This window comes from Marinobacter sp. ES-1 (assembly GCF_000475255.1).
Lineage (GTDB): Bacteria > Pseudomonadota > Gammaproteobacteria > Pseudomonadales > Oleiphilaceae > Marinobacter > Marinobacter vinifirmus.
The window spans coordinates 24,292-38,811 of sequence record NZ_AXBV01000073.1; the positions used below are offsets into that span (position 1 = coordinate 24,292).

The 14,520-nt window shown below is 59.8% G+C and carries 10 protein-coding genes, 1 pseudogene and 1 riboswitch; of the genes and pseudogenes, 10 read left to right on the top strand and 1 reads right to left on the bottom strand.

Annotation, left to right across the window (positions count from 1 at the left end; all coding sequences use genetic code 11):
* Window positions 1–32: 32 nt before the first annotated feature.
* The 8 genes from atpD (at window position 33) to Q668_RS13540 (ending at window position 12,363) form a co-directional block, all read left to right on the top strand.
* Window positions 33–1,427 carry a F0F1 ATP synthase subunit beta gene (gene atpD / locus Q668_RS13505; protein WP_022990152.1) on the top strand — a complete coding sequence of 465 codons (1,395 nt, stop codon included), beginning with the start codon at window positions 33–35 and terminating at the stop codon, window positions 1,425–1,427.
* Window positions 1,428–1,465: 38 nt separating this feature from the next.
* The gene (locus Q668_RS13510; protein WP_036220014.1) at window positions 1,466–1,888 is read left to right on the top strand and encodes a F0F1 ATP synthase subunit epsilon; all 423 of its coding nucleotides are present in this window, start codon (window positions 1,466–1,468) and stop codon (window positions 1,886–1,888) included.
* Window positions 1,889–2,037: 149 nt separating this feature from the next.
* Window positions 2,038–3,402, top strand: a complete 1,365-nt coding sequence (gene glmU / locus Q668_RS13515) for a bifunctional UDP-N-acetylglucosamine diphosphorylase/glucosamine-1-phosphate N-acetyltransferase GlmU (protein ID WP_022990154.1) — start codon at window positions 2,038–2,040, stop codon at window positions 3,400–3,402.
* Window positions 3,403–3,431: 29 nt separating this feature from the next.
* The gene (gene glmS, locus Q668_RS13520) at window positions 3,432–5,264 is read left to right on the top strand and encodes a glutamine--fructose-6-phosphate transaminase (isomerizing) (protein WP_022990155.1); all 1,833 of its coding nucleotides are present in this window, start codon (window positions 3,432–3,434) and stop codon (window positions 5,262–5,264) included.
* A gap of 213 nt (window positions 5,265–5,477) precedes the next feature.
* Window positions 5,478–6,983 (top strand): sodium/proton antiporter NhaB, encoded by a 1,506-nt coding sequence (gene nhaB / locus Q668_RS13525; RefSeq protein WP_022990156.1) that lies wholly within the window; start codon window positions 5,478–5,480, stop codon window positions 6,981–6,983.
* An 89-nt stretch (window positions 6,984–7,072) separates the two neighbouring features.
* A riboswitch (cobalamin riboswitch) is annotated at window positions 7,073–7,293 on the top strand.
* A gap of 306 nt (window positions 7,294–7,599) precedes the next feature.
* On the top strand, window positions 7,600–10,359 hold the full coding sequence (locus Q668_RS13530; RefSeq protein WP_022990158.1) for a ribonucleoside-diphosphate reductase subunit alpha: 2,760 nt from the start codon (window positions 7,600–7,602) through the stop codon (window positions 10,357–10,359).
* Window positions 10,360–10,386: 27 nt separating this feature from the next.
* Window positions 10,387–11,445, top strand: coding sequence for a ribonucleotide-diphosphate reductase subunit beta (locus tag Q668_RS13535; protein ID WP_022990159.1), 1,059 nt, complete (start codon window positions 10,387–10,389; stop codon window positions 11,443–11,445).
* Between the two features lie 60 nt (window positions 11,446–11,505).
* Window positions 11,506–12,363 carry an AraC family transcriptional regulator gene (locus Q668_RS13540; RefSeq protein WP_036220018.1) on the top strand — a complete coding sequence of 286 codons (858 nt, stop codon included), beginning with the start codon at window positions 11,506–11,508 and terminating at the stop codon, window positions 12,361–12,363.
* Here the strand turns inward: Q668_RS13540 and Q668_RS13545 are convergent.
* Window positions 12,325–12,918, bottom strand: coding sequence for a LysE family translocator (locus Q668_RS13545; protein ID WP_011787255.1), 594 nt, complete (start codon window positions 12,916–12,918; stop codon window positions 12,325–12,327). The genes Q668_RS13540 and Q668_RS13545 overlap by 39 nt on opposite strands.
* A gap of 269 nt (window positions 12,919–13,187) precedes the next feature.
* On the opposite strand from Q668_RS13545, the pseudogene Q668_RS13550 reads away from it, so the two are divergent.
* Window positions 13,188–13,541, top strand: a pseudogene (locus Q668_RS13550) (NAD(P)-dependent oxidoreductase); the annotation flags it as partial.
* Window positions 13,542–13,579: 38 nt separating this feature from the next.
* Window positions 13,580–14,344, top strand: coding sequence for a CLCA_X family protein (locus Q668_RS13555; protein ID WP_022990162.1), 765 nt, complete (start codon window positions 13,580–13,582; stop codon window positions 14,342–14,344).
* The last annotated feature ends 176 nt before the right edge of the window (window positions 14,345–14,520 follow it).

The following is a 14,520-nucleotide window of genomic DNA, read 5'->3' on the forward strand; positions in this document are numbered from 1 at the left end:
TTATTGACTATCAAGATAACGAGGAACCGAGCATGAGTAGCGGACACATCGTTCAGATCATTGGCGCGGTTATCGACGTGGAATTTCCACGTGACTCCGTTCCAAGCGTTTACGACGCACTGCTGCTTGAAGGTGGCGAAACAACTCTGGAAGTCCAGCAGCAGCTGGGTGACGGCATTGTTCGTACCATCGCCATGGGCAGCACCGAGGGCCTGAAGCGTGGCCTGAAAGCAGAAAATACCGGCAAGCCGATCTCTGTACCCGTTGGTACACAGACTCTGGGCCGGATCATGGACGTTCTGGGTCGTCCCATCGACGAGCAGGGCGACATCGGCGAAGAAGAGCGCTGGGCTATCCACCGCAAGGCACCGGGCTATGCCGATCAGGCAGCGTCTGCCGACCTGCTGGAAACCGGAATCAAGGTTATCGACCTGATCTGCCCGTTCGCCAAGGGTGGTAAGGTTGGTCTGTTCGGTGGTGCCGGCGTAGGCAAGACCGTAAACATGATGGAACTGATCAACAACATCGCGAAAGAGCACTCCGGTCTCTCCGTATTCGCCGGTGTTGGTGAGCGGACCCGGGAAGGTAACGACTTCTACTACGAAATGAAGGAATCCAACGTTCTCGATAAGGTTGCCATGGTTTACGGCCAGATGAACGAGCCCCCTGGAAACCGTCTGCGTGTGGCCCTGACCGGTCTCACGATGGCCGAGAAGTTCCGTGACGAAGGCCGTGACGTACTGCTGTTCGTTGACAACATCTACCGTTACACCCTGGCCGGTACTGAAGTATCTGCACTGCTGGGCCGTATGCCTTCAGCGGTAGGTTACCAGCCGACACTGGCGGAAGAGATGGGTCAGCTGCAGGAGCGGATCACCTCTACCAAGACCGGTTCCATCACTTCTATCCAGGCGGTATACGTACCGGCGGATGACTTGACCGACCCGTCTCCGGCCACCACCTTCTCGCACCTTGACGCGACCGTGGTACTGAGCCGTGACATCGCGTCCAAGGGTATCTACCCGGCGATCGATCCGCTCGACTCCACCTCCCGTCAGCTGGATCCGCTGGTGATCGGTGAGCAGCACTACAACGTTGCCCGTGGTGTTCAGAACGTTCTGCAGCGCTACAAGGAACTGAAAGACATCATCGCGATCCTGGGTATGGACGAGCTGTCTGAAGAAGACAAGCTGACCGTAGCCCGTGCCCGTAAGATCGAGCGTTTCCTGTCGCAGCCGTTCCACGTTGCTGAAGTATTTACCGGTTCCCCGGGTAAGTACGTGTCTCTGAAAGAGACCATCGCCAGCTTCGAAGGCATTCTCAACGGTGACTACGACGACATGCCGGAGCAGGCGTTCTACATGTGCGGCGGCATCGAAGAAGCGATTGAGAAAGCTAAGGCAATGAAAGAGAAGGAAGGTAAGTAAGACACCTTTTTTCCTTTCAGACCCAAGAGGCGTAAGAAATGGCTATGACCGTACATTGTGACGTCGTAAGTGCCGAGGAAAAAATCTATTCGGGCCTGGTGGAGATGCTGATCGCCACCGGTACCGAAGGTGAGCTTGGCATCCAGTATGGCCATGCTCCGCTGCTGACCGGGCTGAAGCCCGGCGCAGTGCGGATCATCAAGCAGGGTGGCAGTGAGGAAATTCTGTACGTATCCGGTGGTTACCTGGAAGTACAGCCCAATCTGGTTACCCTGATGGCCGACACCGCCGTTCGTGCCAAGGATGTGGACGAAGCAGCGGCCCTGGAAGCCCAGAAGCAAGCCGAGAAGGCACTGGCGAACAAGACAGGCGAGTTCGAGTACTCGCGTGCTGCTGCCGAGCTGGCCGAAGCGGCCGCTCAGCTGCGCACCATCCAGAAACTGCGCAAGAACCTGCGTTAAGCAGGCTTGTGTCAGTGCCCGGACTGGCCTGACAGTGAACCGCATCCTCAGGTGGAGGGCTCTGTGTTTCCTACCGGAAACAGAGGGGTTTCCGCCGGGACGCGGTTTTTTATTTTCCAACGGATAAAGAGTTTGGAGCTGAACGCCCCATGAACCCGCTACACGTTGTGATCCTGGCCGCCGGCCAGGGCTCAAGGATGAAGTCCGCACTGCCCAAGGTACTGCACCCGGTGGCAGGCAAAGCCATGCTGCACCATGTGGTGGATACCGCCAAGCAGCTGGGCGCGGAAAAAATTCACACGGTGATCGGCCATGGCGCGGACCAGGTACGGGCATCGTTGCACGACGACTCGGTGAACTGGGTGCTCCAGACCGAACAACTGGGTACCGGCCATGCCGTGGCCCAGGCCCTGCCGGCCCTGCCAGATAACGCCCGGGTACTGGTGCTGTATGGCGATGTTCCGCTGACCCGTAAAGAGACGCTGGAAGCCATGGTCAGCGAGCTGGATGACAGCAACCTGGCCCTGCTGACCGTGGATATGGACAACCCCCACGGCTACGGCCGGATTGTCCGCAACGAACAGGGGCTGGTGCAGGCGATTGTGGAACAGAAAGACGCCACCGCCGAACAGCAGGACATCCAGGAAGTGAACACCGGTATTCTGGCGGTCTCTGCCAGCCACCTGAAAAGCTGGCTGCCGGCATTATCAAACAGTAATGCCCAGGGTGAATACTACCTGACCGACATCATCGCGATGGCGGTGAACAACGGGCTGTCGGTGACAGTTTCACAGCCGCTGAACCCGTTCGAGGTGCAGGGCGTGAACAACCGGCTGCAGCTGGCCGAGCTGGAGCGCTGGTACCAGCGCCAGCAGGCCGAGCGCCTGATGACCGAAGGTGCCACCCTGGCCGACCCGGCCCGTATCGATGTGCGTGGCGAGCTGACCATTGGCAACGACCTGTGGATTGATATCAATGCAGTGTTTGAAGGCAAGGTCAGCCTGGGCAGCAATGTGGTGATCGGCCCCAACTGTGTGATTAAAGACGCTACCATTGCCGATGGCGCCGAGATCAAGGCCAACAGTGTGATTGAAGGTGCCGTGGTGGGTGCCAACGCCCAGATCGGCCCGTTTGCCCGCCTGCGCCCGGGTACCGAGCTGGCCGCCAACACCAAGGTCGGCAACTTTGTGGAAACCAAGAAAGCCGTGGTGGGTGAGGGCAGCAAGATCAACCACCTGAGCTACGTGGGCGATGCCTCACTGGGCCGTAACGTGAATGTGGGTGCAGGCACCATCACCTGCAACTATGATGGCGTGAACAAATTCAAAACGGTGCTTGGCGATGGCGTTTTTGTGGGTTCCAACACCTCGCTGGTAGCGCCGGTGACCGTTGCCGAGCAGGCCACGATTGGCGCCGGTTCCACCATCACCCGGGACATCAGTGAAGGCGAACTGGCCGTGGCCCGGGGCAAGCAACGGAATATCGCGGGTTGGGAACGGCCAAAAAAAGCGTAACGATCGATTAACGAACAGGTGACAACAGCATGTGTGGGATTGTAGGAGCGGTATCTGAACGGGACGTCCAGGGTATTTTGCTGGAGGGCCTGCGCCGCCTTGAATACCGGGGTTACGACTCCGCCGGTATGGCCGTTATCAGCAGCGCCGATCAGGTACAGCGGGCCCGGGAAGTGGGCAAGGTTGCTGCCCTGGCAGACGCCATCGCCGCCAACCCTGTTGCCGGCTACGTGGGCATTGCCCACACCCGCTGGGCCACCCATGGCGAGCCGTCCAAGCTTAACGCCCATCCCCATATGTCCGGCGACCGGCTGGCCATCGTTCATAACGGTATTATCGAAAACTATCAGGAACTGCGCGACGAACTGAAAGCGGAAGGCTTCGAGTTCACCTCCCAGACCGACACCGAAGTGGTTGCCCACCTGATCGGCAAGAACTACAGGGCGGGCGGCGGCCTGTACCAGGCCGTGAAAACCGCGCTGGATCGCCTGCGTGGTGCCTACGCCCTGGCCGTGGTGCATGCCGACGAGCCGGACCACATGGTGGTGTGTCGCCAGGGCAGCCCACTGGTGGTGGGTGTCGGAATCGGTGAAAACTTCATCGCCTCTGACCAGCTGGCCCTGCTGCCGGTGACCGACCGCTTCATGTTCCTGGAAGAAGGCGACATGGCCGACATCCACAAAGGCAGCATCGACATCCATGACCGCGAAGGCAAGGCCGTAGAGCGCACCGTTACCCGTTTCGAGCACGGTGCCGATTCCGCCGACAAGGGCGAATACCGCCACTACATGCTCAAGGAAATCTACGAGCAGCCGAAAGTTATCAAGGCCACCATGGAAGGCCGGATTACCGACAGCCGGGTACTGGAGCAGGCCCTGGGCACCGACGCCGCCAACCTGCTGGAAAACGTACGTCATGTGCAGATCATCGCCTGTGGTACTTCCTACCACGCCGGCATGGTGGCCCGTTACTGGATTGAAGACCTGGCCGGTGTGCCCTGTTCCGTGGAAGTGGCCTCCGAGTTCCGCTATCGCAAGCACGTGATCCAGCCGGATACCCTGTTCCTGTGCATTTCCCAGTCCGGCGAAACTGCCGATACCCTGGCCGCACTGCGCCAGGCCAAGAAAGCCGGCTTCCGCGCCGCCCTGGCCATCTGTAACGTACCGGGCAGCTCCCTGGTGCGGGAATCCGACCTGGTGATCATGACGCAGGCCGGCCCCGAGATTGGCGTAGCCTCCACCAAGGCGTTCACCACCCAGCTGACCGCGCTGCTGATCTTTACCCTGGCCCTGGCCCGCCACAACGGCCTGAGCGAAGAGAAAGAGGCAGAGATCGTGGCTGCTATCCATCAGCTGCCAAAGCAGGTCAGCGATGTGCTGGCACTGGATGCTGACATCGAAGAAATGTCCAAGGCCTTTATGGACAAGCACCACAGCCTGTTCCTGGGCCGTGGCTCCCAGTTCCCGGTGGCCATGGAAGGGGCGCTCAAGCTTAAAGAGATCTCCTACATCCATGCCGAAGCCTATCCGGCCGGTGAGCTCAAACATGGTCCGCTGGCGCTGGTCGACAGCGAGATGCCGGTGGTCACCGTGGCGCCGAACAACGACTTGCTTGAGAAACTGAAATCGAACCTCGAAGAAGTCCGGGCCCGTGGCGGAGAGCTGTTTGTATTTGCCGACAGGGATGCCGATGTGAAGCCTGAAGAGGGGCTGCATGTGATGCAGATTCCGTCTGTGCACGAGATCACGGCGCCCATTGTCTACACCGTGCCTTTGCAGCTGCTGTCGTACCACGTTGCAGTACTTAAGGGCACTGATGTGGACCAGCCCCGAAACCTGGCCAAGAGTGTGACGGTGGAATAAACGGCGAGATTCAGGCTGGCCGCCGTCCGCGGTAAACCGGGGCCAGCCTGATTTTCCGGGAACATGATCCAGAGCAAGTCTTTCCGGGCGATGTAGGTCCATGTACGGAGACCCGGGCGGCCCCACAGGGGTACCCTATACACAAATATCAAGGCAGGTAATGGTTGCCTGTTGCATACTTTTTTAGCCGCCAATTCAAGAAGAACTGATGCAATGCCCGACACTCTCGTTTCCGGATTTACCCGCAATTTCCTGGGCAAGGCGCCCAACTGGTACAAGCAGGTTATTCTGCTGTTTCTGATTGCCAACCCGATTGTGATGTTTGTGTTCGGGCCGGTGACGGCAGGCTGGCTGCTGATTGCCGAGTTCATCTTTACCCTGGCCATGGCCTTGAAGTGTTACCCATTATTGCCAGGCGGCTTACTGGCGGTGGAGGCCTTACTGATTGGGCTAACCAACGCCGACGCCGTGTACCATGAGGTGCTGATCAACTTCCCGGTTATCCTGCTGTTGATGTTCATGGTGGCAGGCATCTATTTCATGAAAGAGCTGCTGCTGGTGACCTTCACCCAGATCCTGGTGGGTGTGCGCTCCAAATCGGCGCTTTCACTGCTGTTTTGCGGCGCGGCGGCGCTGCTGTCGGCGTTCCTCGATGCCCTGACGGTGACTGCCGTCATCATCAGTGTGGCCGTCGGCTTCTACTCGGTTTACCACAAGGTGGCCTCCGGCAAGGGTTATCAGCAGAAAGACCACAACGCTAACAGCGACGACGAAGTGGTGGAGCTGCATCGGGAAGACCTGGAGAACTTCCGGGCATTTCTGCGCAGCCTGCTGATGCACGGTGCAATCGGCACAGCGCTTGGCGGCGTCGCCACCATGGTAGGCGAACCCCAGAACCTGCTGATTGCTAAAGTAGTAGGCTGGGATTTCGTCAGCTTTTTCCTGCATATGGCACCGGTAAGTATTCCGGTTCTGATTGCCGGTTTGTTTACCTGCTGGGCCCTGGAAAAACTGCGCTGGTTTGGCTACGGAGGCCGCCTGCCCAAGCCGGTTCGCCGGGTACTTGAGGAATTCGCCGAAAACGAGCGCAGCAGCCGCACCAAGTCGGACAAGGCTGCCCTGTGGATTCAGGCCGTTGCCGCGGTAATCCTGGTTCTGGGCCTGGCCTTCCATGTGGCCGAAGTTGGTCTGATCGGCCTGCTGGTGATCATTCTCATCACTTCCTTCACCGGCGTGATCGACGAGCACCAGATCGGCAAAGCCTTCCAGGAATCCCTGCCGTTCACCTCACTGCTGGTGGTGTTCTTTGCCATCGTGGCGGTGATCCACGAGCAGCACCTGTTCAAGCCTATCATCGAATACGTACTGAGCCTGCCGGAAGGCCAGCAACCGGGCATGTTCTTCATTGCCAATGGCCTGCTGTCCATGATCAGCGACAACGTGTTCGTGGCCACCGTATACATCAGCGAAGTAAAACAGGCCCTGGATGCCGGCGCCATCAGCTTTGACCATTTCCAGACCCTGGCCGTGGCCATCAACACCGGCACCAACCTGCCCAGCGTGGCCACCCCCAACGGCCAGGCCGCGTTCCTGTTCCTGCTCACCTCCGCCATCGCCCCGCTGGTACGGTTGTCCTACGGCAAGATGGTGATTATGGCCCTGCCGTACACCGTGGTGATGGGTGGCGTTGGCCTGTACATGGTGACCCACGCCTTCTGATTATTGACTGCCAATAACCGCTCCACCAGGCGCCCGTGCAGCTTTCACCGAGCTCCACGGGCGTTCTTGTATCTGCTCCTTAGTCTGTATATAGTGATCAAGTCCTTGGTTGACTACCATATATTGTGATCAAAGCGTGATCACTCAGGTAGTCGGGAATCCGGTGAGAATCCGGAACTGACGCGCAGCGGTATTGGGGAACAAGCGTGGCACAAAGACACTGGCAAGCGCCGGGAAGTCGCCACGCAAGGCCGAACCACACGGTTCACGCCCCTGAGTCCGAAGACCTGCCAGGGATAGACACTGCACCTTCGCGTTTATAAAGGTGAGCAGGCGGGTTTTGGTTTTTTTGCCACGGAATCCACGGAAGAACACGGAAAAATGAAAAGGAAAAGACTGTTCTGCCACGAAATCCACGAAAAAACACGAACAAAGATTTACTACGAAAAGAAAAAAAGCTTTTTATCTTTTCCTTTCGTGTTTTTTCGTGGATTTCGTGGCAAAAAAATCAGTAAGTCTTTTCTTTCCGTGTTCTTCCGTGGATTCCGTGGCAAAAACCTCCCCCTTCTCCCAAACGCAAAGGCTGCACCACCACGCGTACACAAGGAGAAGTTCCATGTCTGCCATCCTGTCCCCCGAGCCCCCGGCGGTTGCCGCTACAGAATCCCTTCAGGTCATCAAACGCAACGGCACCCTCGTTGGCTTTAACCCTTCCAAGATCACCGTCGCCGTTACCAAGGCCTTCCTTGCGGTGGAAGGGGACCAGGCCGCGGGTTCTGCCCGCATCAACGACGCCGTGCACCGGGTTACCGAACAGGTAGTGCAGGCCATCAGCCGTCGCCTGAAAGCGGGTGGCAAGGTGCATATTGAAGACATTCAGGACCAGGTGGAACTGGCCCTGATGCGCGCGGAAGAGCAGAAAGTGGCCCGGGCCTACGTGCTGTACCGGGAAGAACACGCCCGCAAGCGCGCCATTGAAGAACCCATGGAAGCGCACCCGCACCTGACCGTGAAAAAAGCCGACGGCAGCGTGGCGCCGCTGGACCTGGGTTTGATGAAACTGCAGGTAGAGCAGGCCGCGACCGGGCTGGACGGCATTGAGGGCGAATCCCTGGTGGAGGAAGCCCTGCGCAACCTGTACGACGGCATTGCCGAAACCGAAGTGTTGTCTGCCCTGATCATGACCGCCCGGGGCCGCATAGAACGGGAGCCGGACTACAGCGCCGTGACTGCCCGCCTGTTGCTGGAGCAACTTCGGCTGGAAGCGGCCGAGGCGCTGGACTTGCCCCGCAACCAATCCCTGACAGAGAGTTATCCACAGGCCCTGAGCGCCTTCATCCATACCGGTATCCGCTACGAATTGCTGGACGAAGCCCTGGCCGCCTTTGACCTGGAACGCCTGGGCGCAGCCCTGAAACCCGAGCGCGACCACCAGTTCGGATTCCTCGGCCTGCAAACCCTGTACGACCGTTACTTCCTGCACTGGAACGGCGCCCGACTGGAACTGCCCCAGGTATTCTTCATGCGCGTGGCCATGGGCCTGGCCCTGCGGGAAGACGACCCCAACGCCCGCGCCATCGAGTTCTACAACCTGCTGTCCAGCTTCGACTACATGGCCAGCACGCCGACATTGTTCAACAGCGGCACCCGCCACTCTCAGCTGTCCTCCTGCTACCTGACCACCGTGCAAGACGACCTGGAAGGCATTTACGGCGCCATCAAAGACAACGCGTTGCTCTCCAAATGGGCCGGCGGCCTGGGCAACGACTGGACGCCCGTGCGTGCGCTGGGTTCCCACATCAAAGGCACCAACGGCCAGAGCCAGGGCGTGGTGCCGTTCCTGAAAGTGGTCAACGACACCGCCGTGGCGGTGAATCAGGGCGGTAAGCGCAAAGGCGCGGTCTGTGCCTACCTGGAAAGCTGGCACCTGGACATCGAAGAGTTCCTGGAACTGCGCAAGAACACCGGCGACGAACGCCGCCGCACCCACGACATGAACACCGCCAACTGGGTGCCGGATTTGCTGATCGAACGCATGCGTGAAGACCGGGACTGGACCCTGTTCTCCCCCAGCGATGTGCCAGACCTGCACGACCTGTACGGCAACGCCTTCCGCGAGCGCTACCAGCACTACGAAGCCCTGGCCGAGCAAGGCAAGATCAAACTGTTCAAGAAAATTCCGGCCAAACAGCTGTGGCGCAAGATGCTCACCGTGCTGTTCGAGACCGGCCACCCCTGGATCACCTTCAAGGACCCGTGCAACCTGCGCTCGCCGCAGCAGCATCAGGGCGTGGTGCACAGTTCTAACCTGTGTACCGAAATCACCCTGAACACCAGTGCCGACGAGATTGCCGTGTGCAACCTGGGTTCGGTGAACCTGGCTGCCCATATCAAGGACGGAGAACTGGACGTGGCGCGCCTGGAACGTACCGTCACCACGGCGGTGCGCATGCTGGACAACGTGATCGACATAAATTTCTATGCCGTGCCCCAGGCTCGCAACTCTAACCTGAAGCACCGCCCGGTGGGTCTTGGCCTGATGGGTTTCCAGGATGCCCTGTATCAACTGGGCCTGCCTTACACCAGCCCGGAAGCGGTGGAGTTTGCCGATGTGGCCATGGAGCAGCTTAGTTACTTCGCCATTCGCGCCTCTGCCACCCTGGCCGGTGAGCGGGGCGCCTACGAAACCTACGAAGGCTCCTTGTGGAGCCAGGGCATCCTGCCGATCGACTCCATCCAGAAACTGAAAGAAGCCCGCCGTGATGGCGACCTGTCGGTGAACACCGAGAGCCGCCTGGACTGGACCCCGGTACGCGAGCTGATTGCCAAAAACGGCATGCGCAACAGCAACGTGATGGCCATTGCGCCCACCGCCACCATCTCCAACATCGTAGGCGTGTCGCAATCCATCGAGCCTGCGTACCAGAACCTGTTTGTGAAATCGAACCTGTCCGGTGAGTTCACCGTGGTCAACCCTTCCCTGGTCCGCGATCTCAAGGCCGAAGGCCTGTGGGACAACGTGATGGTGAACGACCTGAAATACTTCGACGGCAGCGTGCAGCAGATCGACCGCATTCCCGCCGAACTCAAGGCCCGCTACGCCACCGCCTTTGAGATCGACGCCCGCTGGCTGGTGGAAGCCGCCTCACGCCGTCAGAAATGGCTGGACCAGGCCCAGAGCCTGAACCTGTACATGGCTGAACCCAGTGGCAAAAAGCTCGATGCCCTGTACCAGCTGGCCTGGGAACGCGGCCTGAAAACCACCTACTACCTGCGCTCCCTGGGCGCCACCGGCGCCGAGAAGACCGCGCCGGTGTCGGCGCCACAACCGCAGGTGTGCAGCATCGACAATCCCGACTGCGAAGCTTGTCAGTAACCATTTACTTATTTGGGAGGCACCCACATGCTGGACTGGGACGACGAACCAAAAGCGCAAACCGCTGCCGCCGCCACCGGCGGCCCGGCGCCCGTGAATGTCGACGACAAGCGGGTGATTAACGGCGAGACCGACATCAACCAGTTGGCACCGTTCAAGTACCCCTGGGCCTGGGAGTACTTCATGAACGCCAACAAGAACCACTGGACGCCGCTGGACGTGAACATGGCGCAGGACGTTCACGACTACCACCACCGGCTGACTCCGGCGGAAAAACACGTGTACGAGAACGTGCTGGCGTACCTGACCACCTCCGACATCCTCGCCATGCGCAACATCGGCCTGGCGGTGATGGAGAAGATGAGCGCGCCGGAGCTGCAGATCTACCAGGCCCGCCAGGTGTACGAGGAAGCGCTGCACACCTGGACCTACCAGCACTGCATCGAAACCCTGAACCTGGACCAGAGCGAGATCTACAACCGCTACCGCGTGGTGCCGGAGATCAACGGAAAAATCCAGCTGGCCAACCGCCGGCTGGACGCCGCCATGCGCTCCGACATGAACCTGCGCAACCCGGACGAACTGCAGGACTTCGTGATGTCCTACCTGTTCTTCGCTGCGGTTTTTGAAGGTTGCTGGTTCTACAACGGCTTTAGCCCCATCTTCGCTCTGCAGCGCAGAGGCCTGATGCGCGGCACCGGCGAACAACTCCAGTACATCCTGCGGGACGAAGCCATGCACTTCTCATTTGGCTTGAAAGTGGTCAACCAGATTCTGGAAGAAGAGAAAATTACCCTGGACCCGAAAGCCGTGCGCGAGATGTGGGACGAATCCGAAGCCGCGGAAATGGCCTACGCCAACTACGTGCTGCGGGACCCGATCCTGGGTTACTCGGCGGAATACCACAGCGAACAGTTCCGCTTTGTGGCCAACCGCCGGGCCCGTACCGTGGGCCTGGAAGAACCGTTCCCGGGAGCGAAGAACGTATCACCCTGGCTCGACGAGCAGGCCACCCTGCGCAAAGAGAAAAACTTCTTTGAAACACGGGTGATCGAATATCAGACCGGTGCGCAGCTGGAGTGGTAAGTTTCTGCTAGGCTAGTGCCATACGCACTGGCCTGGCCGATTCGCTTTGAGGCAACCGCCATGACCGACCCTCGCACACCGATCTTCTGGCGCGACGCCCGCATGCCCCATGTGGAACTGCGCAAAGTCGCGGATGGGCGCGAGGTCTGTTATGCCCTGCACACCCACCGGCACTGGTCGATTGGGGCCATAACCGGCGGTGAAAGCACGTTCCTGTACAGCAGCGACCAGTACCATGTTAGCGCCGGCACGCTGGTGTTGATGAACCCGGAATGGCCCCACGCCTGCAACCCCATTGATAACCAGCCCTGGGCGTATCTGATGCTGTATGTGGATACGGCCTGGCTGACCCGGCTCAGATTTGAAGCGGGCCTGCTGCCCAACGAAGACTGGCAGGACCTGGACACGGCATTGATAACCGACCCCCGACAGTACCAGGACTACTGCACCATGGCCGATTGCCTGCTGGACCCGGGCCGGGACCTGCTGGAAAAGCAGAGCCGGGTTGCCGAGTATCTGCTGGACCTGATGCAGAGCCTGACGGAAGCACCGGCCCCGGGTATTCCGCGCCCCTCGGGCACCCTGGCCGCGGTGGCTGAGTACCTGGACAGCCACTGTACCGACGAGGTATCGCTGGACGACCTGTGCCGGCTCAGTGGCTACAGCCCGGGGTATCTGGTGCGGGCGTTTCGGCAAAGCTACGGATTAACGCCCCACGCCTACCTGATCAACCGCCGCATACAGCACGGCCAGAGCGAACTGAAACGTGGCGTGAGTATTGCCGACGCGGCCCTCAATGCCGGCTTTGCCGACCAGGCGCATTTCCAGAGAACCTTCAAACGCGTGGTGGCGGCCACCCCGAACCAGTATCGCCAGCCGTCAGTCCAGCAGCAGGAACACGCAACTTCCGGCAAGTAACAGCGCCAGAACCCGATTGAACCCGCGCAGGATTCGCGGCTGCTGTACCAGCCGGCGAAGCCCGACCCCGACATACACCCAACTCGCCAGCGACAGCCAACAAATGGGCAGATACAGCCCCGCAAACAGCCAGAGCAGGGTGCTGTCGCCGCCCTCGGTAAACGCACTGATACCCGCCACCGAAGCAAGCCAGGCCTTGGGGTTCAGCCATTGCATCAGGGCGCCGGTGACAAAGCCGGGGGCCGGGCGTGCCTCATCCTCACTGAGATGGCCATCGGCGGTGGCCAGCTGGTAGCTCAAGTACAGCAGGAAGGCGACGCCAGCCCAGCTCAACCAGCGCTCAAACCCGGGCGCATGTTCCAACAGCGAATTCAGGCCCAGGCCCACCGCCATAAACAGCGCGATAAACCCCAGAGTGGCCCCGGTGACAAACACCAGCCCCTGAGACACCGGATAGCGCGTGCCACTGCTCAGGCACACCAGATTGACCGGCCCCGGCGATACCGAAGCCACCAGGGCGAAGGCCGACATCGGCAGGATAATAGACAGACTCATAGCATCAGCACTCTGTGAACCAACGGAGGCGCCCAGTGTGCACGGAGCCTTTTAACCGGTATTGAACAAAATTGCGGTGGCTCGCCGCCGGGCATTTGATTTATGTTTGAAGAACCCCGTACCCACCCAGACCGGATGAGGCCAATCCCATGAAAGTGGCGGTTTTCAGCACCAAACCCTATGACGAACAGTTCCTGGCACAGGCGAACCAGGCCTGCCACCAGCATGAACTGGCGTTCCTGGAACAGTTGGCCGCCGGTGGCACCCGGGCCGTGGCCAAAATGAAAAAAGGCGTGATGCTGATCAACACCAGCCGGGGCGCCATGGTGGACACCGCCGCCATCATCGAAGGCCTGAAATCCGGCCAGGTGGGCTACCTGGGGTTGGATGTGTATGAGGAAGAAAGCGACCTGTTCTTCGAAGATCTCTCCAATATCGTGCTGAAAGACGACGTGTTCGCCCGTCTGCTCACATTCCCGAACGTGGTGATCACCGGCCACCAGGCGTTTTTCACCCGCAACGCCCTGGAAAGCATTGCACACACAACACTCAGCAACCTGACCGACCTGGAAACCGGCGGCAAATGCGCCAACCGGGTGCTGGCCGCCAACGGCAGCACCTGAACTGAGGCAAGCCGCCCGCGCCTTCGTACAATGCCGCCATGCCCAGACCCTTCTACAGAACCGGCCCCGACCACCGCGCCGGGGCACCGGCCAACTTTCTAGACGTGCGCCGGAGGTTCCAGTTTCGATCCGTCGAGATTGGCCGCTGGGTAACCGAGCCTGAAAAACAGCGCAGCGCCGCGCTGTTCTACGATGCCCTGTGCGACCTCATGACCATCCTCGGCGGCACCGAAAGCCTGATCTCCCTGCGCGGCACCCTGGCTTTGCAATACGGCATTGGTGGCCGCCCCGGGGTGTCTGCCCATTACACCCCCGCCACCCGCAGCTTCGCCCTGGCCAAAAACGCCGGCCCCGGCAGCATCGCCCACGAATGGTTTCATGCCTTCGACCACTACATCGGCGACAAACTGTTCCCCAACATACCCCGGAGCCAGTTCGCCTCCCGCCAATGGCTCACCCGCCAGGACGCCATCCAGCACCCGCTGAACCAGCGCCTGCAAGCCTGCTACCAGGCCATCCTGCTGGACGATACCGGCCAAAACCCCAGTGCCCTGTTCCGGAACTCCGCAAAAGCCGACAAAGCCGCCGGCGTGCACTACTACAGCCAGCCAGAAGAACTCTGTGCCCGAGCCTTCGAAGCCTTCATCCAGGATGCTGCAGTGAAGAACGCCTTTCTGGTGAAGGGCACCAAAGAGAGTGAAGAAGCCCGCCGGGGGCTTTACCCACAGGGCGAGCAGCGCGACCGGATAAACGCCGCCTTCCGAACCTACTTTCATTCCCTGGGCCGCGCGTTGCAGCAATAACCGGAGTTATACGCCCCCAATATGGAGCAGGGGTGGCTCGAACACGGGCGTATAACTCCGGCGGCAGCCGTGGTGGCCTCAGGTAATCTTCTGATTTTATTGGTGAAGCTGGGGTTTGCGGGGGCTGCGAGTTTTGGAGTTATACGAAAGCGTGTTATACGAACGGGTTCGTATAA

Coding starts and splice junctions, on each gene's coding strand:
- atpD (WP_022990152.1), top strand. CDS start 33: ATGAGTAGCGGACACATCGTTCAGATCATTGGCGCGGTTATCGACGTG.
- Q668_RS13510 (WP_036220014.1), top strand. CDS start 1,466: ATGGCTATGACCGTACATTGTGACGTCGTAAGTGCCGAGGAAAAAATC.
- glmU (WP_022990154.1), top strand. CDS start 2,038: ATGAACCCGCTACACGTTGTGATCCTGGCCGCCGGCCAGGGCTCAAGG.
- glmS (WP_022990155.1), top strand. CDS start 3,432: ATGTGTGGGATTGTAGGAGCGGTATCTGAACGGGACGTCCAGGGTATT.
- nhaB (WP_022990156.1), top strand. CDS start 5,478: ATGCCCGACACTCTCGTTTCCGGATTTACCCGCAATTTCCTGGGCAAG.
- Q668_RS13530 (WP_022990158.1), top strand. CDS start 7,600: ATGTCTGCCATCCTGTCCCCCGAGCCCCCGGCGGTTGCCGCTACAGAA.
- Q668_RS13535 (WP_022990159.1), top strand. CDS start 10,387: ATGCTGGACTGGGACGACGAACCAAAAGCGCAAACCGCTGCCGCCGCC.
- Q668_RS13540 (WP_036220018.1), top strand. CDS start 11,506: ATGACCGACCCTCGCACACCGATCTTCTGGCGCGACGCCCGCATGCCC.
- Q668_RS13545 (WP_011787255.1), bottom strand. CDS start 12,918: ATGAGTCTGTCTATTATCCTGCCGATGTCGGCCTTCGCCCTGGTGGCT.
- Q668_RS13555 (WP_022990162.1), top strand. CDS start 13,580: ATGCCCAGACCCTTCTACAGAACCGGCCCCGACCACCGCGCCGGGGCA.